We start from the raw sequence: 24028 nt of genomic DNA, 5'->3' as shown, positions 1-24028 counted from the left end.
ATCTCTATAAAAACAGGTCCCATCCTGTTCTTAACTATTTTTCATTTTTAAAGACATTTCAGAAATGCCTTTAAAGACCCAATGATAACGTCTCCCATAACAGCCATGTCCTCGGCTGCAAAGGAAACCGGAAAATTATCAGAAAACAAGATCTGTGAGGACGGCGGAAATTCATCATCCCCCTCCCAGAGGATCATCTGAACTACATATCCCGGAAAGATCTCCACCTGATATGCAATATCTCCATGATCCACGGGAACCGCATGGATGTGTTCCATGATCTCCTTGAAATCCTTAAGTCTGTTTCCATATGTGAATGCCAGGCGTTTGATGCACCTGCCATCAAACTGACGGAGATAAACCTCTCCCCAGGGCATTTCCCTGTATGTTTTAAACCTTCCGCTTCCCTGAGATACATTCCCGTTCAGCAGAAAACGGATAGCAAGGATCTTTGCATAATGCATTTCCTCAAGAGGATAATATCCCGCATCATCTTCTTCATGAGTTACCTGAAAATCCGGCCAGGAAATATGATAAACGCTTCCCAGGAATTTCAGAGTCAGTTCTTTCTTCTCTTCGTCATAAGGAAGTGAAAGACGTCCGGCAATTTCTGCCGGGTCTGCCTTAGCGAACTCCTCTGTATAATGCTCCCAGGGCATTCTTTCCTTGCTGTCTTTTTCATAATTCAAGTCATTTATACTAAAAGCCATGTTTTACCTCTGCTGTTTTAGTCTGCTTTATCTCTTCTGCTGTTCTTCCATAACAGACGGAAACAGATTTGTGTCCGTATGCGGAATAAAGCATGCACCTACAAACTCATCCATATAGGTAGGAACTGTAGAAAGCTCCAGGTAAGTCATATTTGAAGCCAGTTCATAGGTTTTCTTCTCTGCTGATGTGGAATGAAGCATCAGATAAGCACCCGTCAGAGAAGAGTTACCAATATAATGGAACTTCTCAAGAGGGATATCCGGGAACATTCCGATATGTACTGCATTAGCCATATTGATCCCGCTTCCGATTCCACCGGCAACATATACGTCATCGATCATGGAAACATCGAAATCAAGAGAATTCAGCATAGTACGGATTGCAGAGAAAATAGCGCCTTTGGCACGGATAAAGTTATCAATATCTACTTCTGTGATCTCAACATCCTTGGCAGAACCGGCTTCCTCTTCAAACGCGATCACATAGCTTCCCATGCCATAGTGATCGTGACGGATTCTTTTGCCCTCACGGACAAATTTTCCCTTCGGATTGATGATTCCTGTCATAAAAAGTTCACTGATCACATCAATGATACCGGAACCGCAAAGTCCTACCGGTTTGGTTCCAGGTTCGCCTACAACCTTATATGTCGGCTCCATAGTTTCTTTATCAATGGTACATGCCTCAATAGCACCGTCTGTAGCACGCATACCGCAGCTGATATCTCCACCCTCAAAGGCAGGACCTGCGGAACATGCACAGCTCATCATAAAATCGGAATTACCGAATACAAGCTCTCCGTTAGTACCAAGGTCGATAAACAGAGAAAATTCCGGTCTGTTCCAGATCATACTTACCAGTGTACCGGCAGTGATATCTCCACCTACATAGCTTCCGATATTCGGAGCCATGATAATATGTGCATCCGGATTGATCTCAATTCCCACATCCGATGCAAACAAGGAATTTGTTTTGAAAAACGTAGGAATATACGGTTCCATACGAAGCGGATCCGCATTGATCCCTGCAAACAGATGATTCATGGTCGTATTGGAAGCAACACACATCCGGTAGATCTGTTCCTCCGGGAAATGAATGCTTCTGCACATCTCATGGATCATCGGGTTAATGGTCTCTTTGATCACTGCATCCTGAAGTTTCTTCTTTCCGCCAGGTTTCTGAGATTCGATGATACGGTTGATAACATCCGCACCAAAACGGATCTGTCCGTTTCCGGAAGAACTCTTGGCCAGGATCTCTCCTGTTTCCATATTGATCAGGACTGCAGAAACGGTTGTGGTACCGATATCTACAGCAAGACCACCGATCACAACATCTTTCTTACTGTCAAAAATATCATAAACATACATGTCATTTGGTGCTGTACGAACCACGCACTTCACAGAAAATTTACTCTCACGAAGTACATCCGGAAGCTTCTTAAGCACCGCATACGGAATTCTGACACGCTTCAGGTTCATAAACTTCTGAAGTGCACGGGTCAGTCTTTCATTATCCGGCATGGTATCATCCAGTGATGGAATATCCATCTGAAGTTCCACAACATCAAGACTGTTTGTAAGTTCTATGCCAGCCATCTCAACTTCATGCTTGGCATTTTCAAAAATAGCGATTTCTTCTTTTGAGCTCAAATCAGCCACTTTCATTCGGCTCTTATACGCGGATGCAATATCCGGAACAAGAACCTCCACATCTGCACTGATCTTGCTCATACAGGCCAGACGCCAGCCTGCGCCATATTCTTCATCCGAAATATGAAGAGTTTTCTTTGAGTCCAGTTCTCCGCTTTTTAACTGTACCCGACATTTTCCACAGGCTCCGTTTCCGGAACATGGTGCATCGATAGCCACATTGGCACTACGAGCAACCTCCAGTAAATTATCCCCCGCATTGGCAAATGCTTCTACCGTACTGCCATTTTCAAAAGCAAAAGTCACCTTAAACATTCGGCAACCACCTTTCTCGCCTCGTAAAAGTTATTCGTCTTCCACCTGTGGCGTTGGGAGTTAGACTAAACTATATTAGTAAAAAAGAGGCTGAAGGCCGAAGCCCCCAGCCTCTGAAACAGCGCTCCTGTTTTGTTCACACGCCAAATTAGATCTCAAGGTAAGAATCTGCGTAAAGTGTGTTACCCTTGAATACGTCACAGGATTTGATTGTCTCCATAAGACGAAGGTCGTTAGGGTTAACGATTGCAGATGTAAGACCATTCATCATAGCCATAGCTACAAGAGCAGAGTCCATGATCGGACGGATATGTTTTGGCATACCGTTACTGTTGTTGGAAAGACCGCCAGTGGAGTTCAGACCCATCTCGGAGAACATCTTGATTGCCTCAAGAACTTCCATCTGTTTGTCCTGCATTCCTTTTACAACCAGGAAAAGCGGATCAAACCAGAGATCCTCTGCTTCCATACCAAGGCCAAGGCCTCTCTCAAGCATGTTCTGGCAGTGCATCATACGCTCGTCATTGTCTGATGCAACCATACCGGAAGAGCAAAGTGCGATACAGATCGCATCGTTAGCTGCTGCAAGGTCGATATTGGAAATTCTGTCTCCAGCATCTGCAGAGTTTACGATCGGTTTACCTTTGCTTCTGTTGTATACGGAAATACCAGCCTCAATAGCTTTCTGATTTGTAGTATCCAGAGCAAGCGGAACATTGTCAAACTCAGACTGAAGGAGCTGTACTGCCCATTTCATAAGGTCCTCTCCATCGTTCTCAGCCGGTCCGATGTTTACATCAAGATATGTAGCGCCCGCATCAAGCTGCTGTTTTGCTCTTTTGATGATCGGCTCAGGATCTCTCTCAGTAAATGCTTTATTTACTGCCGGTGCTGTTGTTGAAAGTCTCTCCCCAATTGTTACAAATTTTGCCATACTCGTGTTCTCCTTTACATATTAGTAGGATATGGCTGTGCAGCAAACCTGCACAGCCGTTTATAACTGCCGGCGATATTGCCGGACAGCTGATTTCTTAAACCTTAAGTTTATGCATCAAGGTCTTTTAAGAATTTCACAAGCTGTACTGCTTCTCTTGGTCCTACGATGATCTCCCATCCAGGAAGCTTAGCCTCAAGATCGCCCTTAAGAACTGCTACTTTACCAGGAATAACCAGTCTTCTGCATTTAACCTTCGGCTCAACATTCTCTTTGATATACTCGGAGATGCTGTTTCCGGAGAATTTACCTGCTGCCCAGGATGTAAGTACGGAAAGTCCGCCTGCATCATTGATCACCAGGTTAAGCGGAACACCGGAACGCTCCAGCTCGCCAGATACTACGAAATATGTAAGAGCAAAGTCTACTGTTGTTACAACGAGAGAATTCTCGTCTGCTCCGTTCAGAGGATAAATGCCCGGTTCTACCTTCATTGGCTTCTGCGGGTCTGTAAATACGTTCTGACGAAGACCGAACAGCGGAAGTGCCTCTGCATATGTCATCTGCTCCATAACGATGATAGAACCATATTTCATAGTAAACATGGAAGCAAGTGCTGCCTGTAAATGTTTGTCACCCTTCGCAAGTTTAACAAGGTTAACGATAGAAGGATAACCAAATGTTCTATCCTGATTCTTAAGAGCTGCACGACGAACCTGTACAGTATTTGCAAAGGTCTCTTTGATGTCAGCTCCTGTTGTATCAAGTACGAGATTCTTGTTGCCAAGTTTCTCAATAGCTGCTGTAGTATCATATAATTCATTGATGTCCTTACCGGATACACCGAGAACTACGCCTGCATCTGTAGCAACCTTGCTCATTGCCTCGTAGTTGGAAGCGTTTGCTCCGTTAAGAACCGGTTTGCCGTCCTTACATACTTCAAGGGCAGCTTTTGCGATCTCAGGATCTGTACAGCCAAGGATCAGTGTTCTTCCAAGACCTTTAGCCTTCTCTACAAGTGCTGTAAATTTTGCAGCATCTGCATTCTCATCGCAGTTTACATACACAAGCTCTACATGCATTCTCTCACCGATACGATCATAGTCAACGTGTGGGATCTCTGCAAGTTTTGCTTCTACTTCTTCATCACTCATGCATGTGCAAAGTGATACGGCATATCTTGTTTTGCTTACAAATGTCTTCTCATGTCTGAAAAGAACAGTCTCTCCACCAAGTGTAAACTCTCCATCGCCTGTTCCGATCTTGATAGTTTTCATTGGCGGTGCAGTTGCCTCAGAAAGAGATGCTAATGCATCCTCGGACATATGAGGACACTGCTCAATTTTCATAGCGCCCTGTGCAACTTTCATAGAGAAAGCCATACATGTAGGGCATCCACATTCCTTACAGTTTTTCTTTGGTGTTAATTTAAAGATCTGAATACCATTCAGTGCCATAGCTCTTTATCCTCCTATTTATTACGCAAGTGCTTTGATCAGCTTGGAAATTGTCTTAACAGATTCCGGATGTCTTAAGATAACTGCATCAGAACCAGCTGCAAGATCAGCTGCTGCTGTCTCAACTTCCATGTCGATTCCACGCTCGTCCTGTGGTCCCCATGCCGGCATGTCTGCTTCAGAAGCCATTGCCTCTTTAACATTCCATGTCTCAGCGGATACAGGTGTAATAATAGGCATCTGCAGCATGTTATCATTCTGGCCTAAAGCGGCACCTTTGATACGGTCCATAGTAGATACTACGTACTCATATCCATAACCAACTGCTGCACTACCGATATTCATAACGATCTTCTTTGCATCTACACCAAGCTGTGTAGTAACAACGTTAAGCTGTTTAGCAAGGTTGATATCAACGGCAGACTCAGCGCCTACGATCTGATTGTAAGCAAGACCTGCTGCTGCACCGATTGCTTTGTAGTTCTCCTCTTTCTCGGAAAGGATCAGTGCATTTCTGCCCTGAAGAGCCTCTGCAACCTTCGGAAGGAGCTCTGCATCCTTCTCAACATTCTTGCAGCCCTCTACAACCAGTGGACAGTCAACTGCATCTGCAACTTCTTTAACAACTGCGATCAGCTCATCGATAGATTTGTTAACACCGTTCGGGTCGCCGCCCTCAAGAATAAGTGCAACAAAGTCAGCACCCTCCATAGCTGCAGCTTTCTTAGCAATGTCAGCCATTGTAGTAGCGCCTTCATAGTAAGCTTTGATACCTTCAGATACGCCCTCAAGACCCATATCAGAGATCTCTACACCGATCTTCGGGCAGTTCTCTGACTCTGCGTCAAAGGAATAAAATGGGAATGTACAATCCCCACCAATTGTCACAGTCTTATCTCCGCTTCCGATTGTGACAGCATTAATCTTTGCATTGAACTTTTGTGGTTTCTGATTAAACGGCATTTTTCGTTAGCCTCCTTAAAAATAATAATTAAAAACTACAGAGCTTCTTATATTATACTACATAGCACCAGTTATTGGCAAGATGCAGCACTATATTTCTGTTAAAAAATCAACAAACTTTTTAACAGTTTACAGGAGAAAGGATGTCCGCACATCCTTTCTCCCGGATAAATTACATCATCGGATCAAGTCCGAGAGCCGGATGTCCTTTTTCTGTAAGGAATGCAACCAGTGTCTCCGGATCTTCTGCGATCGTCTCATCACCGATCATGTCTGTAAAGTTATCGATTCCGTAAAGCTCTTTTGCAGTCTTATTAAGTCTGTCAGCTACGAATTCTTTCAGCTCTTTCGGCATCCATACGATACGCTCGATACCGCCCTCAGCCTTCATGAACTTCTTGGAGGAAATGAAATGTTTACCATGTCCCATGAATCCAGGTGTCTGAACTCCACCACCTGTCATGGATGCCATCTCAGGGAATGTCATTCCAAGTGGTGTCATGCCTGCATACTCACGGTTAGCAATAACAACACCGTTGGAGAATGGCTCGATACCACAGATACACTCGAAGCATCCGCAGGAAGTCATCGGATCCTGCATGATGGAGTACAGTGTAACGTGCTCCAGAGCACCCTGGGAGAATTTCTGAACTGCCTCATCAACGTCCTCATAAGAACCAAGATTCTCATCGATCGGACGCTCTTTTGTGATGATCTGGCAAGGACCAGCCGGGTCAAGCTGATGTGTAGCTTTTGCATCCAGCCATGAAACCGCACCGCAAAGACCAAGTCTCTCAGGTGTTACTACACATACGTGGCTTGGTGCGAATGCCTGGCAAAGGATACAGCTGTAATATACGTCAACAGACTCATCTGTCAGAGTATCAAGACGCTCATCACGTTTGTCAAAGATCGGAATTGCAACCTCATGACGGATTCTTGTACACTCAGCAGGATCTGTATAGATAACAACCTCACATTTATCAACAACTGCATCGAACTCATTCTTAACAGATGCATAAAGAACTTCACCGATATGTTTGATTCTGAATCCTGCATTAAATGCGTCAATGCTGATACGGATACGCTGCATATCACGCTGTCCTGTATGGTATACACCCTCGATACAGTTGATGTAGTTGTGGAATTTACGCTCGATAACCGGCTCAAAGTCAGACTGCATATTCTTACCTGCAACTTTAACAACATATGCAATGCTGTTCTTGCTGCCGAATTCCATCTCATCTACTTCAGGTCCGATTACTGTGATCTTGTGATCCTCGATCTCAGAAGCATCGCAGGTCTGTACAAGCTCTGCACAGTCTACACGGGAGCCATCGAACTCAACCTGCATATCTTTACGACGGATGATCTCACCCTCGAATGCAGATGCAAAAGCAACCGGAATATCGATATTTGTGATCTTGATCTTAATATCACGCGCCTCAAGAGAAGTAGCGTTAAATTTGCTTACGTCCTCCTGAACGATAAGGCTCTTCGGTACACGGAAGATATTCTCTGTCTCATTTGTAACAACCGGGAATCCAAGTGCGATAGCGCCTGCACCGCATGCTACGATCACATCATCCAGAGGTTTGAATGCGTTAACAAATGCCGGTACACGATCCATTGTGTATTTCATAAGTGTTCCTGCATCTCCAGGTGTTACGTTACCGAAGATCAGCGCTGCACGGATTGCAACGGAAACTACATGAACAACAGATGTAACATCTTTTCCAAGAGGAATAACACGAACGTTGGCACCTGTCTTCATTCCGGCTTCTGCGACCTGATCAATGATTCCGCCAACAAGTGTTACCAGGATACCCTGTGCCTGATAGCTCTTTACAAGAGCAACACCCTCTTCTGTAGTAGGAGCAGCACCAAGGATAACAGCAACGCCTGGGATATCGCCTGTTACGAGCGGTACACCGAGCTCACGGATAACAGCATCACCAAGATGTCCATAGCATGGCTCTTCGTAAGGAGTTGCTCCGTCGATATATTTCAGAACCTCGATGAACTCTGCGCAGAGTGCTGTAGCAACACCGGACATGAATGCATCGTTCAGTCTTTTCTCTCTTGTCATAAGTGTTTTTACAACGCCAAGAGCTTCTTTTAATTCTTTTAATGTTGTAACTTTTGTTCCTGTTACAGCATAGTAGCAAGGAAGGCTGTAAGCGGTATTCGGGAAGCTGACAGCTTTGTCTTCGCCATACTGAGCGATCGCGCCGTCAATAGCACCCTCTGTTAAACCATATACAGCATCGTTTCCGCCGAATACTCTATCAAATAAAGTCACTGTAATACCTCCTATTTTTACAGAATTGAATTCTGATCAATTTTGTCTTTGATTTTTCTGATTTCAGCTGTTACAGTTTCACTGAAATCGTAGGGAGATTTTCCCTGACGATCAGCATCTATAACTTCTGTATTGTAGTGGATCATTCCAAGCAGATCCTCTGCCGGGATCTTACTCCGAATAAATTCCTCATCCTCCGGATTTCTTACCTTATTGGCCACGACCTTAACCTGAGAAACTCCCAGATCCTTTGCAAGACGTTTAACATTCTTATATGTCTGTACACTTCTTGCCCCTGGTTCGATCACTACAATAAATTCATCCATGCTCTCCGTGGTGCCCCGGCCCAGATGTTCCAGGCCGGCCTCCATATCCATGATCACCACATCATCTCTGTGGATCACAAGGTTATTGATCACTCTTTTAAGCATCACATGTTCAGGACAGACGCATCCGCCTCCACCTGTTTCCACAGTTCCAAGGACAAGCAGCTTTACGCCATTACAGGTTTTTCCATAAGTATCCGGAATATCGTCTACCTTTGGGTTCAGTTTATAAAACTGATTCTGGCTGTTGGCTCCGGTGCGTTCTTCTATGAGCTTACGCATTTTTGAGATTGGAACAATAGAGTCCAAGGTTTCCTCGTCAAATCCAAGGGCAAGACCCAGGTTCGCATCCGGATCCACATCCGCCGCAAGGACTTTTTTTCCCTCATCTGCGTATAGTCTTGCAAGTGTTGCTGCGAAAGTTGTCTTTCCTACTCCGCCTTTACCGGTTACTGCTATTTTCATTTTACGTCTTCCACCTTTTATAACATTTTAAAGATCGCAACGGATTAGATTCCTAATGCTGTTCTCTTCTCTTCAATTCTCTCAATCATAAGATCAACTAATTTCTCGATGTCTGTCTCTACTGTGTAAGCAGCACCTGTCCATTTTCTTGTTCCCTCTGTAAGAAGTTCGCACATTTCTGAAGAACCGGAAACATATGGATCAACGCCAAGGAATGTATCAATACCAGTACCAACTACGTAGTTACCGATGGATACAGCTTTTTCAGACATCCACTCAGGAGCACATCCTACTACAGGAAGCTGATTGATCTGAAGCCCTGCATCTTTTGCAAGTTCAGCAGCCAGGATCATCATACGGGAGATATCTACGCAGGATCCCATATGAAGTACTGGTGGGATATCAGCCAGCTCACAGACACGTTTCAGACCTGCACCGCAGAGATCTCTTGCGGATTTGTCCATCAGACCAGCTTTAGCAGCTGCCTGTGCGGAACATCCGGAAGCGATGATAATGATATCGTTTGCGATACACTTCTTCATCAGTTCGATATGTGCATAGTCAGGACGGATCTTAGGATTGTTACATCCAACCATAGCAACAGCACCACGGATAACACCGGAAGTGATGCACTCAAGTAATGGTTTGGTTGTTCCTGTTACATCAACCTGAGAGTTTGTAACACCATCAAGAACTTTAACGATCGCTTCTACTGAATAACCAACAGTAGCTTTCTGTTTCAGCTGTGGGATATGTACAAGCTCAGGTTTTCTGTTCTTGAAGTTATCGATAGCCATCTTAACGATTGCTTTTGCATTTTCTCCTGCTGTCTCAGCGTTGAATCTGATAAATTCAGAATCCGGCATCTGAGCGATCGGAGAAGTTGTAACAAATTTAGTATGGAAGCATTTGCTCAGAGGTCCTAATGCAGGGAAGATACACTGAACATCAACTACGATCGCCTCGCAGGCACCTGTCAGTACTACGTTCTCCTGCTGCAGGAAGTTACCAGCCATCGGAACACCACGACGCATAGCTACCTCGTTAGAAGTACAGCATACACCGGAAACGGTGATTCCTTTTGCTCCTACAGATTTTGCATAATCGATCATTTCTTTGCTGTCTGCATACTCACAGATCATCTCAGAAAGACTCGGATCATGTCCATGTACAACAATGTTTACGTTCTCTTCAACCATTACTCCAAGGTTAGCCTCTGTATCAAGCGGCTTCGGAGTTCCGAATAATACATCAGAGAACTCTGTTCCCATCATGGAACCGCCCCATCCATCAGCCATACCGCAGCGAATAGACTGTTTTACAAGTGCTTCCGGAAGAGAAGAACATCCCATATGAGTCATATGCAGGGAACTTGCAACCTCACGGTCGATAGCACGTGGTGCGATTTCGTTCTCGATCAGTTTTTCTTTCTGTCCTGCAGGCATTCTGTCAAGGAATCTCTGATATCCGAACGGTTTACCATATTCCATAAGACCGATCTCAGCCATCTCATGAGCCAGATCATAGATATCCTTGCCTTCTGTTTCCACGCCCCACTCTTTAGCGATGCGAAGCAGTTTCTCAGGATCTTTTACCTGATAATTTCCGCCCTCTTTTGCGCAGTACAGTGTATGGCAGATCTCACGACCATGATCGGAGTGAGTAGCTGCACCACCGGCTGTAAATTTAAGGAAGTTTCTTCCTACGATACCATGGGCATCACATCCGCAGATTCCTCTTGGAGCCTTCGGTGTAATACGACACGGTCCCATTGCACAGATACGGCAGCAAATACCCTGCTCACCGAATTTACAGTGCGGAGTCTGGTTCTTTGCACGGATCTGCCATGCATCTGCTCCTACCTTTGCACCTGTCTCGAGAAGACGGGCTGTAGCGGCTTCAAATTCCTCCACTGTAGTTAATTTGAATTCACTCATTATAGACCTCCTTTAATAGCACATCTATTTTTATTTTTATAATAAGCCCAGAGCAGGAACCCATCCCCACCCATGGGTTATTCTCTTTTTTAAAAAAAGGTTTATATTAATTATAAACCTAATTTATCAAAAATTTCAAAAGCTGCTTTTCTCATCGGATTATCCTCAGGAAGAGTAACGGTTGGTTTACCATCGCAGTCATATTCATAAACTGCTTCATCCTGTGGTACCACACCGATCAGATCGAGTCCCTGATTCCGGATCTCCTCAAGAATTCCGGAATTCAGTTCTGCTTTTGGTGCGCGATTGATAATAAGACCCACTCTGGAAGGCTTCATATCACATTCCTTAATAAGCTCTGCTATTCTTCCAACTGCCTGTACTCCTCTTCTGGAACAGTCACTTACAAGGATTGCTGTCTCCATACTTGGAAGGATTCCTCTGCTGATATGTTCCATTCCTGCTTCATTGTCCACAACAATATATGGATAATTCTTCTGGTATTTGGCAAGCTGTGCCTGAAGCAGACCGTTTACAAAGCAATAGCATCCTTTTCCCTGGGTTCTTCCCATTACAAGAAGATCGTAATCATCTTCCTCAGCAAGAGCATCCTCGAAACGTACCTCTGCATAATCTGCCTTGGACATTCCTTTGGGGATCGGGCTTTTCTCTGTCATCTCAGCATGTGCGATCTCCTCACGTACATCGCCAAGAGTTGTATCTACTTCTACGCCAAGAACCTCGTTCAGATTTGAATTGGCATCTGCATCTACCGCCAGTACAGGTCCTTTTTTCTTTTCGCAGAGATACTGGATCAGCATTCCGCATAATGTAGTTTTTCCAACGCCGCCTTTTCCGGCGACTGCAATAACATGTGCCATAAAACGGGCACCTCCTGATTTTATATCTGTTATGCCGGCGCATAAGGGAGGTGCCTGATACTGTTCTGGCACCTCCGCATCGTGCCGGAATTCTTATTTATTTCGTTGATGATTAGATAAGTGTACGAAGTCCGGATCTGTCAATGATCTCGGATACGTCTTTCCATTTGTTTAATGCATAAAGATGGATACCGTCAACACCAAGAGCGCGATACTCATCAATCTGTCTGATTGTGTATTCGATTCCTTCTTCTTTGAATCGTTTAACCTTGTCCTCATAAAACATGTCAAATGGTTTACCATCAGCATCTTTAGCGTTAAACGGATTCGGGAACAGCCAGTTTCTGGAGATCAGCCTGCAAAGCTCACTGTCCATTACACAGCCGTTACGTGAAAGAGCCATATTAATGGTAGCTGCCTGATCCAGGATCGGCATTACACCAACATCTACAGGCATTGTCACTCCAGCCTCGCGGATAGCGTCCAACCAATATTTAAACTGTTCCATATCCCAGCAAAGCTGGGTCATGATATAATCAGCACCATTGTCCTGTTTCTGTCTCAAAACAGCAATATCAGCATCCAAGCTTCTGCATGCGATATGGCCTTCCGGTGAACCGGCTACTGCGATCTCGAACTTATCGCCAAATTCATCACGGACAAATTTAACAAGGTCTGTCGCATAATTGAAGTCTCCGCAGGTTGTTGTCTCACCAAGTGGAATATCTCCGCGAAGTGCCAGCATATGGTCAACGCCATCTGCCAGATACTGTTCCAACTGCTGTCTGATTCCTTCTTTTGTGTTCTTGATCACTGTGAAGTGTGTTACAGGAACAGTTCCTGCATTCCTGATCATCTGGCATACTTCCCTGTTGGCACCGACATTTCCGCCGCCGGCACCGTATGTACAGGAAATATACTCCGGTCTATACTTCATGAGATGTTCAATGGTTCCCGGCAGGTTTGCCATACCTTTTTCTGTCTTTGGCGGAAAAAGTTCAAAGGAAAGCAGCATTTTTTCTCTCATTGCTTCAGATAATTTCATTGATCGTCCTCCACGTATTTGTATCAGTCACACTGCAGTTTCACGATGCTGTTTGCAAGATCCACCATAAGGATACTGCCTTCTACCACGCGCTCATCTCCCATGATATCTCGAAGGATCAATTTATTTCCGTCCACATCGATCCGGCTTACATTCTTAAAGATCACAGAATTATCTTCTTCCTTATATACTGTTGCAAGACACATAATCATTCCTCCAAATAAGTGGCATCATTTAACCACTATGCTGTCAAAACTATTCTGTCGGTTTTTATTTCAACTCTTCCTTAACAAGTGTAAGGGCAAGTCCAAGTCTCATATTGCCTTTCTGAAAATCTGCAACTGCCTCTTTGATCGTCTTCGCAGCTGCATCCATGTTAAGCTTCTTAAGATTGTCAGCCATCTGATCAAGTTCTGCGGCATGATGCTCGTTATGCTGCAGCATGTAGGTAAGAAGTGCTACAGTCTCATTCTTGCAGTCACCGCTCTCGCAGGAACCGCAGTGTCCATCACCGTGTGTATGACAATGGTTATCTCCTTCCGCATGGCTGTGTGTATGGCTGTGAGTCACACCGTCCTCATGGGTGTGCTCATGTGTATGTTCATGGCTGTCTGCATGTCCATGCTGAACAAGATTGCCATTCTCATCTTTGATTAAATGCATAAATACCCCTTTCCTGTATCCGCCGGGCGGACACTCTCATGACAAGAATTTATCAATTAAATTTATTATACATCTTTTCACTGTTATTATCAAGAAAATAATTATAAAATATAGCCAAAATTATATGCTGTTTTTCCTATTTTTCCAAAAACTTTGACAGTAAATTAACTCGATTGTTTCATTTTTAACGAAGTTAGTCTCTTCAAACCACAACTTATTACCCAGTCTGCGCGTCTGTCCAACTCTAAGCTTTATCACTTTTGTAATATAATTGATGTGATTCTTTCATATTTTTGTGCTATAATAGCAAAAGCATGGAAAGCAGAACATACAAGGAGGAATTATTTTGAAAGAAACTGTTTTTCTGAACAACGACAGAGAAATGCCTCTTCTGGGGCTTGGCGTATACAAGTTGCCCGATGACGTACAGGCCGAAGCAGCAGTCACTTCTGCTATTTCCGCCGGCTACCGCATGATCGATACCGCTTCTGTTTATAAAAATGAAGAAAGCGTTGGACGTGCCATTGCCAAATGCGGAGTTCCCAGAAAGGATCTTTTCATCACCAGCAAGATCTGGAACAATGCGCAGCGTCTCGGCGATGTCCAGGGAGCTTTTTCCCGTAGTCTCGACCGTCTGAAAGTCAGTTATGTAGATCTCTATCTGATACACTGGCCGGTTCCCGGCTGCTATTTGAGCACCTGGAAAGAGCTGGAATCCATTCTGGAATCTGGACGTGCTTTAAGTATCGGCGTCAGTAATTTTGATATCCGGCATCTGGAAGAGCTTCGTAAGATATCCGGGGTTATTCCTGCTGTAAACCAGATCGAGTGCCATCCTTTGTGTTACCCTGCTGAACTGATCGAATACTGCAAGGCTTTCGGTATTCAGGTACAGGCTTATGCTCCTCTGGCAAGAGGTGCATATTTTGATAATGATGTAATGTGTGTTCTGGGGACCAAATATGCCAGGACTCCTGCACAGATCGGGCTTCGCTGGGCAATACAGAAGGGAATTTCTGTCATTCCGAAATCCATCAACCCGGAACGAATCCGCAGCAATGGAAACATCTTTGACTTCAATATCGAGGATGAAGATATGGCGATCATCGATACACTGAACGAAGATCTGCATACTTCTCATGTTCCAGAAGATCTCCGTGATATTCAGTTTTAATTTCCATAATAATGCAAAAAAAGATATCTGTCAGAGTATAAGTGATCTTCTGGCAGATATCTTTTTATTTTTTCTTTTCAGTTGATACGGCGATCCTATTATTCCCAGCTTAGCATTTCACATATCGGAAACCTGGAAATATTTAACTGATCCGCTCACGCATTTTCCCACGGGAGCATGGGCGTTTCCACTTTTTTATCACGCAGCATCAGGTCCATTACTGCTTCCGCTGCTGATTTTCCTTCAAACAGTACGCGGTTCACTTCCGTTATGATAGGCATCTCCACCTCATATTTCTCCGCAAGCTCTCTTGCAGCTCTTGCAGAATAAACACCTTCCACAACCATCTGCACTTCTTTCATAGCTTCTTCCATCGTATATCCCTGGCCGATCAGATATCCGGCCTTTCGATTACGGCTATGCTTACTTGCACAAGTCACGATCAGGTCGCCGATCCCGGACAGGCCGTAAAAGGTTTCCATCTGCGCCCCCATTTTTTTACCAAGTCTTCCTATTTCCGTGATTCCCCTGGTGATCAGTGCCGCCTTGGTATTATCTCCATATCCAAGGCCGTCGGCAGTACCTGCTGCCAGTGCGATCACATTTTTCAGTGCTCCGCCAAGTTCCACCCCAAGGATATCCGGTGTTGTATACACGCGGAACACAGGGCTCATAAAAATGCTCTGAAGGTATTCCGCAGTTTCCTGTGTATGTGCGCTGATCACACAGGTTGTAGGAAGTCCGCGTCCTACTTCTTCCGCATGGCTTGGACCGGAAAGTACAGCTACATTACCCTGCGGGATTTCTTCTTCAATCACCTCGCTAAGTGTTTTCAGTGTCTTTTCCTCAATACCTTTTGCAACATTGACGATCTTCTGGTCCCTGCATACAAACGATGCCATCTTGTGTGCAGTACTCCGGATATACGGGGAAGCTACTGCCAGAACTGTTACATCCACATCCTTAAGCGCACGCTCCAGATCTGTCAGGACATCGATTTCATCCGGAAGCCGCACCCCCGGAAGCCTGTCAGGATTTTCTCTTTTTTCCCGGAGTTTCCGGGCATTCTCCGGTCTTGCTGACCAAAGAAGGACTTCATGGCCATTATTATGCAACAGGAGTGCCAGGGCTAATCCCCAGCTCCCCGAACCCAGTACGCTGATTTTTGCCATAAATCTTACCTCTTATTTTTTATTCTTACTGCTTAAAAACACCTTATTCTCTGTTCCATGAAACAGTCTTACAATGTTTGCCCTGTGTCTGTAGAACGCCATTGCTGTAAGAACTGCCATCACGATATAAAGCTCAACAGTATGCGCCTGATCCATCCCATATTTTCCCATATGTCCAAAAACCAGGACCAGGATAAAAGCCACCGCATATGCACTGAGAGAGCAAAGCGATACATAATGAGTTGTAAAGAACAGTGCAAAAAAGACAACTGCACATACAATAAATATCCGCCAGTCAAAAGCAATGATCATACCCACAGAAGCAGCAATTCCCTTTCCACCGCGAAATTCCATAGAAATCGGAAAATTGTGGCCGAGGATACATCCCAATGCTGCATAAAGGGTAAGAAGCGGAAGGATACCATTCATGGAATTTCCATAAACCATTCTCACGATCACAATAGCCAGTACACACTTCAGGCAGTCTCCCAGCAGGGTGATCGCTCCCGCTTTCTTTCCAAAAGTCCGGAAGGCATTCGTAGTACCCGCATTCCCGCTGCCATGATCTCTGATATCTGTCTTGTGGACTTTTCCAATAATATAGCCTGTCTGAAAAAGCCCGCATACATAACCGATAACAAGACAAATAATACGTTCCATACTTTTATTCCTTTTCCCCGCGCTCGCGGATGATAAATTTCAGGGAAGTTCCGGAAAATCCAAATGCATCCCTGATCTTGTTCTCCAGATATCTTACATAGGAAAAATGCATCAGTTCCTTGTCATTGACAAAGATAACAAATGTCGGCGGTTTTACCGCAACCTGTGTCATATAGAAGATCTTCAGTCTTCTTCCTCTGTCAGACGGCGGCTGCTGAAGAGCGACTGCCTCAGAAAGGATCTCATTAAGAACACCTGTCTGGATACGAAGTGTCTGATTTTCGATAACTGTATCGATATTTTCGAAAAGCTTTGGAAGTCTCTGACCTGTTTTTGCAGAGATAAAGATGATCTGTGCATATGGCATAAAGGAAAGGATCTGACGGATCTTTTCCGTATGCTTGTAGATGGTCTTGTCATTTTTCTCAATGGCATCCCATTTATTTACCGCTACGATGATACCCTTTCCTCTGTCATGAGCGATTCCCGCGATCTTAGCATCCTGCTCGGTAACACCCTCGGAAGCATCGATCACAACTACAACCACATCTGCACGCTCTACAGCTGTCACAGTACGGATAACACTGTAGCGCTCAATCTCTTCTTTTACCTTACCCTTGCGTCGAAGTCCTGCAGTATCGATAAAAATATAATCTTTTTTGTTCCAGGTAACCTTTGTGTCAATAGCATCACGTGTGGTTCCTGCAATATTGGATACGATCACACGCTCCTCTCCAAGAAGCTTGTTGATCAGAGAAGATTTTCCCACGTTCGGCTTTCCTACAATGGCGATCTTCGGAATATCATCCTGATCTTCCTCTTCACTCTTATCCGGGAACTCTTTGATCACCTCATCCAGCATGTCTCCAAGACCTTGTCTGTTAGCTGCGGAAATCGGGATCGGTTCTCCGATTCCAAGATTGTAAAACTCATATACGTCCATCATATATTTCTGGTGGCTGTCTACCTTGTTAACTACAAGACGTACCGGCTTGCCGCTGCGGCGGAGCATATCTGCCACCTTGGCATCGGAATCCACAAGACCCTGGCGGACATCTGTGATAAAAATGATCACGTCTGCCGTATCAATGGCGATCTGTGCCTGCTCTCTCATTCTTGAGAGGATGATATCGCTGCTGTCCGGCTCGATTCCGCCTGTATCGATCAGGGTAAATGTCCTGTCAAGCCATGTGACATCTGCATAAATCCTGTCACGGGTTACTCCTGGTGTATCCTTTACTATGGAAATATTGTCACCTGCCAGAGCGTTAAACAGAGTGGATTTGCCTACATTAGGCCTTCCCACTATCGCTACTACTGGTTTGCTCATAAATCTGTCTCCTTCTTGTTTGTTTATGTTCCGGAGGGTTGATCACAGCTTTCACCAGATCACGTCCTCCTGTGTCTACGATTACAATTTCTGTGTTCAGCGCTTCCGAAAGCTCTTCCAGTGTCATGTCATCCAGAAAAATCTCCTCATCACCTTTCAGCATGCTGCACGGGATCAGAATCTTCTCTCCAAGGTCAAGACCGGAAAGCTGCTCTTTCAGATCCTGCCCGGTGATCAGGCCGGACACTGTGATCTTTTCACCGAAAAAACGATTCTCGATGGTTGTGACCGGAATCTGCACATTGGGATATTTCTTCTGGATCTCTTTAATATAGCGTGCGATAAAAGGCGCTGCCAGTTTTCCTGTGGCGATCCTGCCTGTCACCTTACGGTCGTCACCGGAAAGCCCCTCCAGCGTTTCTTTTACTTCCGTTTCCAGAAGTCTGAGCATTCCCACGCCATTCTCAAGCTGCAGATATCCATCATATTCATCCTCACAGGGAAGCTCCCTGTCTGCCAGAATATACCATTCGTCTGAAGCATGGATAAAATGGATCCCATATTTCTCCATCATGATCTTCTGCCAGCGTTCGATCTGCCCCAGGACTTTTTCAGCATCTTCCTTATTAAAAGGTTCCAGAGGATAGAGACCTTCTCTGTATTTGGTAAGTCCTACCGGTACAACAGAAACGCTCTGAAGGACCGGCGCATAAGCGGAAAGCTTTTCGAGGCTGTATTCCAGCTCGTCTCCGTCATTGACACCCTTACACAGTACGATCTGTCCATTCATGGTGATTCCTGCATTGTACAGCATATCCACCTTATCCAGAGCCTTTCCTGCAAAACGGTTATGCAGCATTTTACACCGGAGTTCCGGATTCATTGCCTGGAACGAAATGTTGATCGGTTCCAGATGATAGCGGATCACACGCTCAATATCCTTCTCGCTCATATTGGTAAGCGTAACATAATTTCCCTGAAGAAAGGAAAGCCTGGAATCATCATCCTTAAAATACAGCGTCTCACGCATACCTGGAGGCATCTGGTCAATAAAACAGAACATACACTTATTTGAACAGGAGCGATAGTCATCCATCAGTCCTCCGTTCTCAAATTCTATTCCAAGGTCTTCCTCATATTCCTTCTCTACCTCCAGCTCCCACTCTTCACCATCAGGCTTCTCTACCAGAAGCACCACGAGCTCTTCATTCATGAGATACCGGTAATCGAAGACATCTTCCACAGGCTGTCCGTTTACAGACACAAGTCTGTCTCCCGGCTCCAGCCCCAGCTCCTCGGCAATACTGTCGGGCAGCACCCTGGAAATCATATGCTTTCTTAATTTCATCATTATCTCCCTTTTCTATCCCGTATATAATAACAACTTTGCTCTTAAAAATCAACACTTTGAGAAAACACCTTGACTGACACGTGGGTCTGATGTTATAAATAGACTGAGAATTTTTAATGACATACACTTAGGAGGAATATTATGCCAAACATAGAATTGCTGGAAAAGTCTATGCCTGTTGCCCCGATCCGAATCGCCGCACTTGCCGGATGTCGCGAACTGGCCGAGGAGGTTGACAAAAAGCTGGTTAAATTCCGTAAAGAACTTGTAGCCGCCAAGAAATCTACCATCATCCCACAGGGATATGCAGAAAAATCTTTCCTTGTAGATTGCGAATGCCCACGTTTCGGAACCGGTGAGGGTAAGGGTTACATCAAGGAATCTGTCCGCGGAACAGACCTTTATATCATGGTAGATGTGACCAATTACAGCCTTACTTACAGCGTATGCGGTCATGAGAACCACATGTCTCCGGATGACCATTACCAGGATCTGAAGAGAATCATCTCCGCAGCCACCGGTAAAGCACACCGCATCAACGTTATCATGCCATTTCTTTACGAGGGACGTCAGCACAGACGCACCAAGAGAGAATCTCTTGACTGTGCACTTGCACTTCGCGAGTTAAGTGCCATGGGTGTTTCCAACATCATTACTTTTGATGCTCATGACCCACGTGTACAGAACTCTATTCCGCTGAAGGGCTTTGATAACTTTTTCCCCACATACCAGTTCCTGAAAGCACTGGTCAAAAATGTCCCTGATTTCAAGCTTGATAATGATCATCTCATGATCATCAGCCCGGATGAAGGTGCCATGTCCCGTGCTGTATACTTCTCCAATATCCTTGGAGTCGATATGGGTATGTTCTACAAACGCCGTGATTACTCCACCGTTGTCAACGGAAAGAACCCGATCGTTGCTCACGAATTCCTCGGAGATTCCGTAGAGGGCAAAGACGTTGTCATCATCGACGATATGATCTCTTCTGGAGAAAGTATGCTGGATGTTGCCCGTCAGCTCAAAGAGCGTAAAGCCGGACGTGTATTCGTCTGCACAACCTACGGTCTGTTTACAGATGGCGTAGCCAAATTTGATGAATATTACGAAAAAGGCTGGCTGGACAGAGTCATCACAACCAACCTTAACTATCGTATTCCTGAGCTTCTTGATCGTCCATACTATATCGAAGCAAACATGAGCAAATATCTTGCAAGTATCATCGATATCATCAATCATGATGTATCTGTCGAGAAGGTTCGTTCCAGCAACGAAAAGATCATGGATCTCATGAAAAAAGTCAACGAACAGTAATAAATGCTCCCAGGTTTCCACGTTTCCCGTGAGAAGCCCTGTGTGAGTAAAGAAAGAGCGGATTACAGCAGGTGCAGATGCCCGGCATTGAGATCCGCTCTTCTTTTATGCCTGCATCCAGAAAGATCCTTCGGTTCGCCTCCCACAGATTCAGCTGGTATTTCCCATCTGGTTTTCTGTAAAAAAGCACATCCCAGTATTTTTCTTCAAACGCCTCTCTAAACTGATCGATCACATCTTCACTAACTTCATAGCAATCCTGACAGATAGAAGGACCAATGGCTGCATAAAGCTCTGAAGGATCTGTCTGAAATTCCTCAGTCATCTTCTCCACCGTCACTTTTCCGATCTTTCCTACAGTACCTCTCCAGCCGGAATGAGATAATCCCACAGCTCTATGTACCGGATCTATAAAGAAAAGTGGTACACAGTCCGCATAAAACGTTGCCAGCACCAGTCCCGACACATTGGTGATCATTCCATCCACATCTGTATAAGGTCTTGGTTTTGTGATCCCATTTCCTCTGTCTTCTTCCGTGACCACACGTACATTGGTGGTGTGTGTCTGATCAGAGGTTACGATATCTTCCATGGAAAATCCCATAGCAGCAGAAAGTCTGCGGTAATTTTCCCGCACCGCAGACTCTTCATCCCCTCTTGTGAAGCTTAAGTTCATAGATTCATAAATCCCCTGGCTTACTCCTCCCAGGCGGGTACTGAAGCCATGTACGATCCCGGGAAGTTTCTCAAAAGCAGGATATGTAAGCCAGGTAACCTTGTTCTTCTGATTTACATTCATTAGCTGTTTATCTTTATACCATTTTATTTTCATCTTATGTGACCAGTCCTTTCAACTGCAAAAATCAAAAGCATTTTTTATCCAGTGGATGTTCTCTCCATCAATTCCTACTACGTCAAAACGGCAGGGAGGCAACTCCCGGTATCCATGTGCAATCAGATAAAACATTGCCACTTTGCTGATGATCCTCTGTTTTTCTCTCCCTACCGCTGAAAAAGGACTTCCACTCTTTCCGTTCTTTCTGTATTTCACTTCAATAAACACCAGATATCTTCCATCCTGTGCAACAAGATCGATCTCACCACTTCGGCAGCGAAAATTTCTTTCCTTGATCTGTAGCCCCTTTTCTTCCAGGAACGCTGCAGCAATTCCTTCATAATAGCTGCCCTTCTGTCTTCTATTTTCCTTCAGATAAACAAAACCTTTCTGTTTTTGATGTCGGTATCTTAAGTATTTTTATACAAAATGTGTGATAAACGTTTTTCTATGTATCGGACTTGGTCCATATTTCTTCAATGCTTCAATATGCGCTGCAGAACCATATCCTTTATTGGAGGCAAATCCATATTCCGGAAGAACCTTATCATATTCTTCCATCATCCGGTCTCTGGTCACTTTGGCAACAATACTTGCTGCCGCAATGGATACACTTTTTGCATCACCTTTGATGATGGGTACCTGCGGAATCTGGATTTCCGGTATGGTAACCGCATCGTTCAAAAGCAGCTGCGGCTGTACAGAAAGCCTGCTCACTGCCTGACGCATTGCCTCATAAGTTGCCTGCAGGATATTGATCTCATCAATCCTCTCCGGGCTGGCCATTCCGATTCCAACAGAAACTGCCCCCTCCAGGATCACATCGTACAATTCTTCTCTCTTCTTAGCTGTAAGCTTCTTAGAATCATTCAGCCATAAAATATCGCAGTCTTTCGGAAGGATCACCGCACAGGCGACTACCGGTCCGGCAAGAGGGCCTCTTCCTACCTCATCGATCCCGCAAAGATATCCAAGATGCTCATATTCATGTTCATATTTCTTCATGCTCTCTGTACGTACACGCTCATCCTCCAGAGCCTGAAGCTTTTTGTGATACTGCTGGATCAGTTTCTGTACACCGCTTCTCTCATCATTTTCATAATGACGAAAAAGGGCGTTATATTCGCCCTCCTTCGCTGACGCAAAACGCGCCTTGATATCTTTCATTGTTTCCATTACGCTTCCTCCGGTCCTTTTGGAAACTCCAGAGTCACTTTTCCCAGTTTTCCGGAACGAAATTCTTCCAGCAAAAGGCGGGATGCTTTCTCATAATCAAGCTCTTCGCCCTTTTTCAGACATCCTCTTGCTTTCGCAACTGCAGTAAGGATATCCAGCGATTTCAGCTCTTCTTCTACATTGTATCTCTCTCTGATCGCTGCCGGATAAAACTCCTGCAGATATCCGATCAGACCCAGGGCAAGTTCTTCGATGTTCAGAATATCGTCCTTGATCGAACCGATATAGGCAAGACGCATTCCAACTTCCTGATCTTCAAATTTCGGCCAGAGAATTCCAGGGGTATCCAGAAGCTCCACACTTTTATTCAGACGTATCCACTGTTTTCCTTTTGTAACTCCTGGTTTATTACCGGTCTTGGCACAGGCTTTTCCTGCAAAGGTATTGATAAATGTTGATTTTCCAACATTAGGGATTCCTGCAACCATCGCACGTACCGGACGGTTTTTGATTCCTCGTCTCCGGTCTCTCTCTGTCTTTTCCTTACATGCCTCTGTGATTGCCGCAGAAACGGCCTTCATAGATCCCTTATTGCGGGAATCAATACTTACCGCATAGATTCCTTTTTCTTTGAAATATTCCATCCAGGCACGGTTCTGTCTCTCATCGGCAAGATCTGCTTTGTTGAGAAGGATCATACGCGCCTTGTTTTTTCCCAGCTCATCAATATCCGGATTTCGGCTGGAAAGAGGAACTCTTGCATCTACAAGCTCAATGATCAGATCGATCAGCTTGATATCTTCCTGCATCTGACGCTTCGCCTTCGTCATATGGCCTGGATACCACTGTACGTTCATAATTCACCTCATTTATCTATACTTTAATCTGTTTACTTTGATCTATTTTATAAAACCTATTTTATTTTTCGGAGAGACTGTAAACCAAACTTTCCCGACAATGTACTTCTTACTGATATTTCCGATATCGCTGAAGCGGCTGTCCTCACTGTTATTGCGATTATCACCAAGGACAAAATATTCCCCGCTTTCCAGAGTTATAGCACTATTTGCAAGTCCTCCATCTGTCATATCCTGATAAGCTCCGTTTTCTTCATAAACCTTGCCGTTGATATAGATCTTCCCGTCTTTAACCTGAACAGTCTCCCCGGGAAGGCCGATCACACGTCGGATATGCAGGGCTGCCGAGTCACTGGCGCTTGTTTTAAAAACGATCACATCTCCACGTTTTGGTGAACTGACCTTATATAAAGCCCTGTTTACAAAAAACTTTTCACTTACAGAATACGTGGGTTCCATGGCACTTTCCTGCAATGTCACAGTCTGAAATGCAGAGATTGCAACCAGC

The 24028-nt window shown here is 44.7% G+C and carries 23 protein-coding genes; 2 read left to right on the top strand and 21 right to left on the bottom strand.

What is annotated here, in order from left to right:
- Nucleotides 1-47 precede the first annotated feature (47 nt).
- The 12 genes from GPK58_RS05525 to GPK58_RS05470 all read right to left on the bottom strand — a co-directional run bounded on the left by GPK58_RS05525 (nucleotide 48) and on the right by GPK58_RS05470 (nucleotide 13651).
- A complete protein-coding gene (locus tag GPK58_RS05525) occupies nucleotides 48-710 on the bottom strand; it encodes a DUF3786 domain-containing protein (protein ID WP_118608064.1) in 663 nt (220 codons plus the stop codon).
- A gap of 27 nt (nucleotides 711-737) precedes the next feature.
- Complete coding sequence (gene acsV, locus GPK58_RS05520) at nucleotides 738-2678, bottom strand: corrinoid activation/regeneration protein AcsV (RefSeq protein ID WP_092072018.1); 1941 nt, start codon at nucleotides 2676-2678, stop codon at nucleotides 738-740.
- Between the two features lie 148 nt (nucleotides 2679-2826).
- On the bottom strand, nucleotides 2827-3612 hold the full coding sequence (gene acsE / locus GPK58_RS05515; protein ID WP_015525295.1) for a carbon monoxide dehydrogenase/acetyl-CoA synthase methytransferase subunit: 786 nt from the start codon (nucleotides 3610-3612) through the stop codon (nucleotides 2827-2829).
- Between the two features lie 110 nt (nucleotides 3613-3722).
- Nucleotides 3723-5069 (bottom strand): acetyl-CoA decarbonylase/synthase complex subunit gamma, encoded by a 1347-nt coding sequence (gene acsC / locus GPK58_RS05510; RefSeq protein ID WP_015525296.1) that lies wholly within the window; start codon nucleotides 5067-5069, stop codon nucleotides 3723-3725.
- Between the two features lie 21 nt (nucleotides 5070-5090).
- Nucleotides 5091-6032 carry an acetyl-CoA decarbonylase/synthase complex subunit delta gene (acsD, locus tag GPK58_RS05505; RefSeq protein ID WP_015525297.1) on the bottom strand — a complete coding sequence of 314 codons (942 nt, stop codon included), beginning with the start codon at nucleotides 6030-6032 and terminating at the stop codon, nucleotides 5091-5093.
- Between the two features lie 172 nt (nucleotides 6033-6204).
- Nucleotides 6205-8334, bottom strand: a complete 2130-nt coding sequence (gene acsB / locus GPK58_RS05500; protein ID WP_092072021.1) for an acetyl-CoA decarbonylase/synthase complex subunit alpha/beta — start codon at nucleotides 8332-8334, stop codon at nucleotides 6205-6207.
- Between the two features lie 17 nt (nucleotides 8335-8351).
- Complete coding sequence (locus tag GPK58_RS05495; RefSeq protein ID WP_015525298.1) at nucleotides 8352-9125, bottom strand: ATP-binding protein; 774 nt, start codon at nucleotides 9123-9125, stop codon at nucleotides 8352-8354.
- Between the two features lie 44 nt (nucleotides 9126-9169).
- Entirely contained in the window at nucleotides 9170-11062 is a 1893-nt protein-coding gene (gene cooS, locus GPK58_RS05490) for an anaerobic carbon-monoxide dehydrogenase catalytic subunit (protein ID WP_173745752.1), read from the bottom strand.
- 110 nt (nucleotides 11063-11172) lie between these two features.
- Nucleotides 11173-11943, bottom strand: a complete 771-nt coding sequence (locus tag GPK58_RS05485) for an ATP-binding protein (protein ID WP_021975845.1) — start codon at nucleotides 11941-11943, stop codon at nucleotides 11173-11175.
- Between the two features lie 112 nt (nucleotides 11944-12055).
- Nucleotides 12056-12988: a methylenetetrahydrofolate reductase gene (locus GPK58_RS05480; RefSeq protein ID WP_059085931.1), complete on the bottom strand. Its 933-nt coding sequence runs from the start codon at nucleotides 12986-12988 to the stop codon at nucleotides 12056-12058.
- A gap of 23 nt (nucleotides 12989-13011) precedes the next feature.
- A complete protein-coding gene (locus GPK58_RS05475; RefSeq protein WP_021975843.1) occupies nucleotides 13012-13194 on the bottom strand; it encodes a CooT family nickel-binding protein in 183 nt (60 codons plus the stop codon).
- Nucleotides 13195-13258: 64 nt separating this feature from the next.
- Nucleotides 13259-13651: a hypothetical protein gene (locus tag GPK58_RS05470; RefSeq protein WP_015525305.1), complete on the bottom strand. Its 393-nt coding sequence runs from the start codon at nucleotides 13649-13651 to the stop codon at nucleotides 13259-13261.
- A 346-nt stretch (nucleotides 13652-13997) separates the two neighbouring features.
- Here GPK58_RS05470 and GPK58_RS05465 point away from each other — a divergent pair, with 346 nt between their 5' ends.
- Nucleotides 13998-14825: an aldo/keto reductase gene (locus GPK58_RS05465; protein WP_022426672.1), complete on the top strand. Its 828-nt coding sequence runs from the start codon at nucleotides 13998-14000 to the stop codon at nucleotides 14823-14825.
- 155 nt (nucleotides 14826-14980) lie between these two features.
- Here GPK58_RS05465 and GPK58_RS05460 read toward each other — a convergent pair whose 3' ends face one another.
- From GPK58_RS05460 to GPK58_RS05445, 4 genes are read right to left on the bottom strand one after another with little or no spacing between them, the layout of a single operon-like run.
- Entirely contained in the window at nucleotides 14981-15997 is a 1017-nt protein-coding gene (locus GPK58_RS05460) for an NAD(P)H-dependent glycerol-3-phosphate dehydrogenase (RefSeq protein ID WP_059085933.1), read from the bottom strand.
- Between the two features lie 12 nt (nucleotides 15998-16009).
- Nucleotides 16010-16657, bottom strand: a complete 648-nt coding sequence (gene plsY, locus GPK58_RS05455; protein WP_015525308.1) for a glycerol-3-phosphate 1-O-acyltransferase PlsY — start codon at nucleotides 16655-16657, stop codon at nucleotides 16010-16012.
- 4 nt (nucleotides 16658-16661) lie between these two features.
- On the bottom strand, nucleotides 16662-17987 hold the full coding sequence (gene der, locus GPK58_RS05450; RefSeq protein ID WP_015525309.1) for a ribosome biogenesis GTPase Der: 1326 nt from the start codon (nucleotides 17985-17987) through the stop codon (nucleotides 16662-16664).
- Nucleotides 17950-19335, bottom strand: coding sequence for a DUF512 domain-containing protein (locus GPK58_RS05445; protein WP_059085935.1), 1386 nt, complete (start codon nucleotides 19333-19335; stop codon nucleotides 17950-17952). Before GPK58_RS05445 ends, der begins: the two co-directional genes overlap by 38 nt.
- A gap of 144 nt (nucleotides 19336-19479) precedes the next feature.
- Between GPK58_RS05445 and GPK58_RS05440 the strand changes: the two genes are divergently transcribed.
- On the top strand, nucleotides 19480-20652 hold the full coding sequence (locus GPK58_RS05440; RefSeq protein ID WP_015525311.1) for a ribose-phosphate pyrophosphokinase: 1173 nt from the start codon (nucleotides 19480-19482) through the stop codon (nucleotides 20650-20652).
- Here GPK58_RS05440 and pgeF read toward each other — a convergent pair.
- The 5 genes from pgeF to lepB form a co-directional block, all read right to left on the bottom strand.
- Entirely contained in the window at nucleotides 20639-21484 is an 846-nt protein-coding gene (gene pgeF / locus GPK58_RS05435; RefSeq protein ID WP_215638337.1) for a peptidoglycan editing factor PgeF, read from the bottom strand. The genes GPK58_RS05440 and pgeF overlap by 14 nt on opposite strands.
- An 18-nt stretch (nucleotides 21485-21502) precedes the next feature.
- Nucleotides 21503-21862 carry a YraN family protein gene (locus tag GPK58_RS05430; protein ID WP_092072031.1) on the bottom strand — a complete coding sequence of 120 codons (360 nt, stop codon included), beginning with the start codon at nucleotides 21860-21862 and terminating at the stop codon, nucleotides 21503-21505.
- A gap of 45 nt (nucleotides 21863-21907) precedes the next feature.
- Entirely contained in the window at nucleotides 21908-22663 is a 756-nt protein-coding gene (locus GPK58_RS05425) for a ribonuclease HII (protein ID WP_015525313.1), read from the bottom strand.
- On the bottom strand, nucleotides 22663-23520 hold the full coding sequence (ylqF, locus tag GPK58_RS05420; RefSeq protein WP_022426626.1) for a ribosome biogenesis GTPase YlqF: 858 nt from the start codon (nucleotides 23518-23520) through the stop codon (nucleotides 22663-22665). The genes GPK58_RS05425 and ylqF overlap by 1 nt, the downstream gene beginning before the upstream one ends.
- A gap of 42 nt (nucleotides 23521-23562) precedes the next feature.
- Nucleotides 23563-24028: signal peptidase I (lepB, locus tag GPK58_RS05415; protein WP_215638336.1), on the bottom strand; the 466-nt coding region annotated here is incomplete at its 5' end.

The sequence above is a fragment of the Blautia sp. MCC270 genome (assembly GCF_018785605.1).
Taxonomy (GTDB): Bacteria; Bacillota; Clostridia; order Lachnospirales; family Lachnospiraceae; genus Blautia_A; species Blautia_A fusiformis.
Note: the sequence above shows the minus strand (reverse complement) of the source record. Positions and strands in the feature narration are given on the sequence as shown.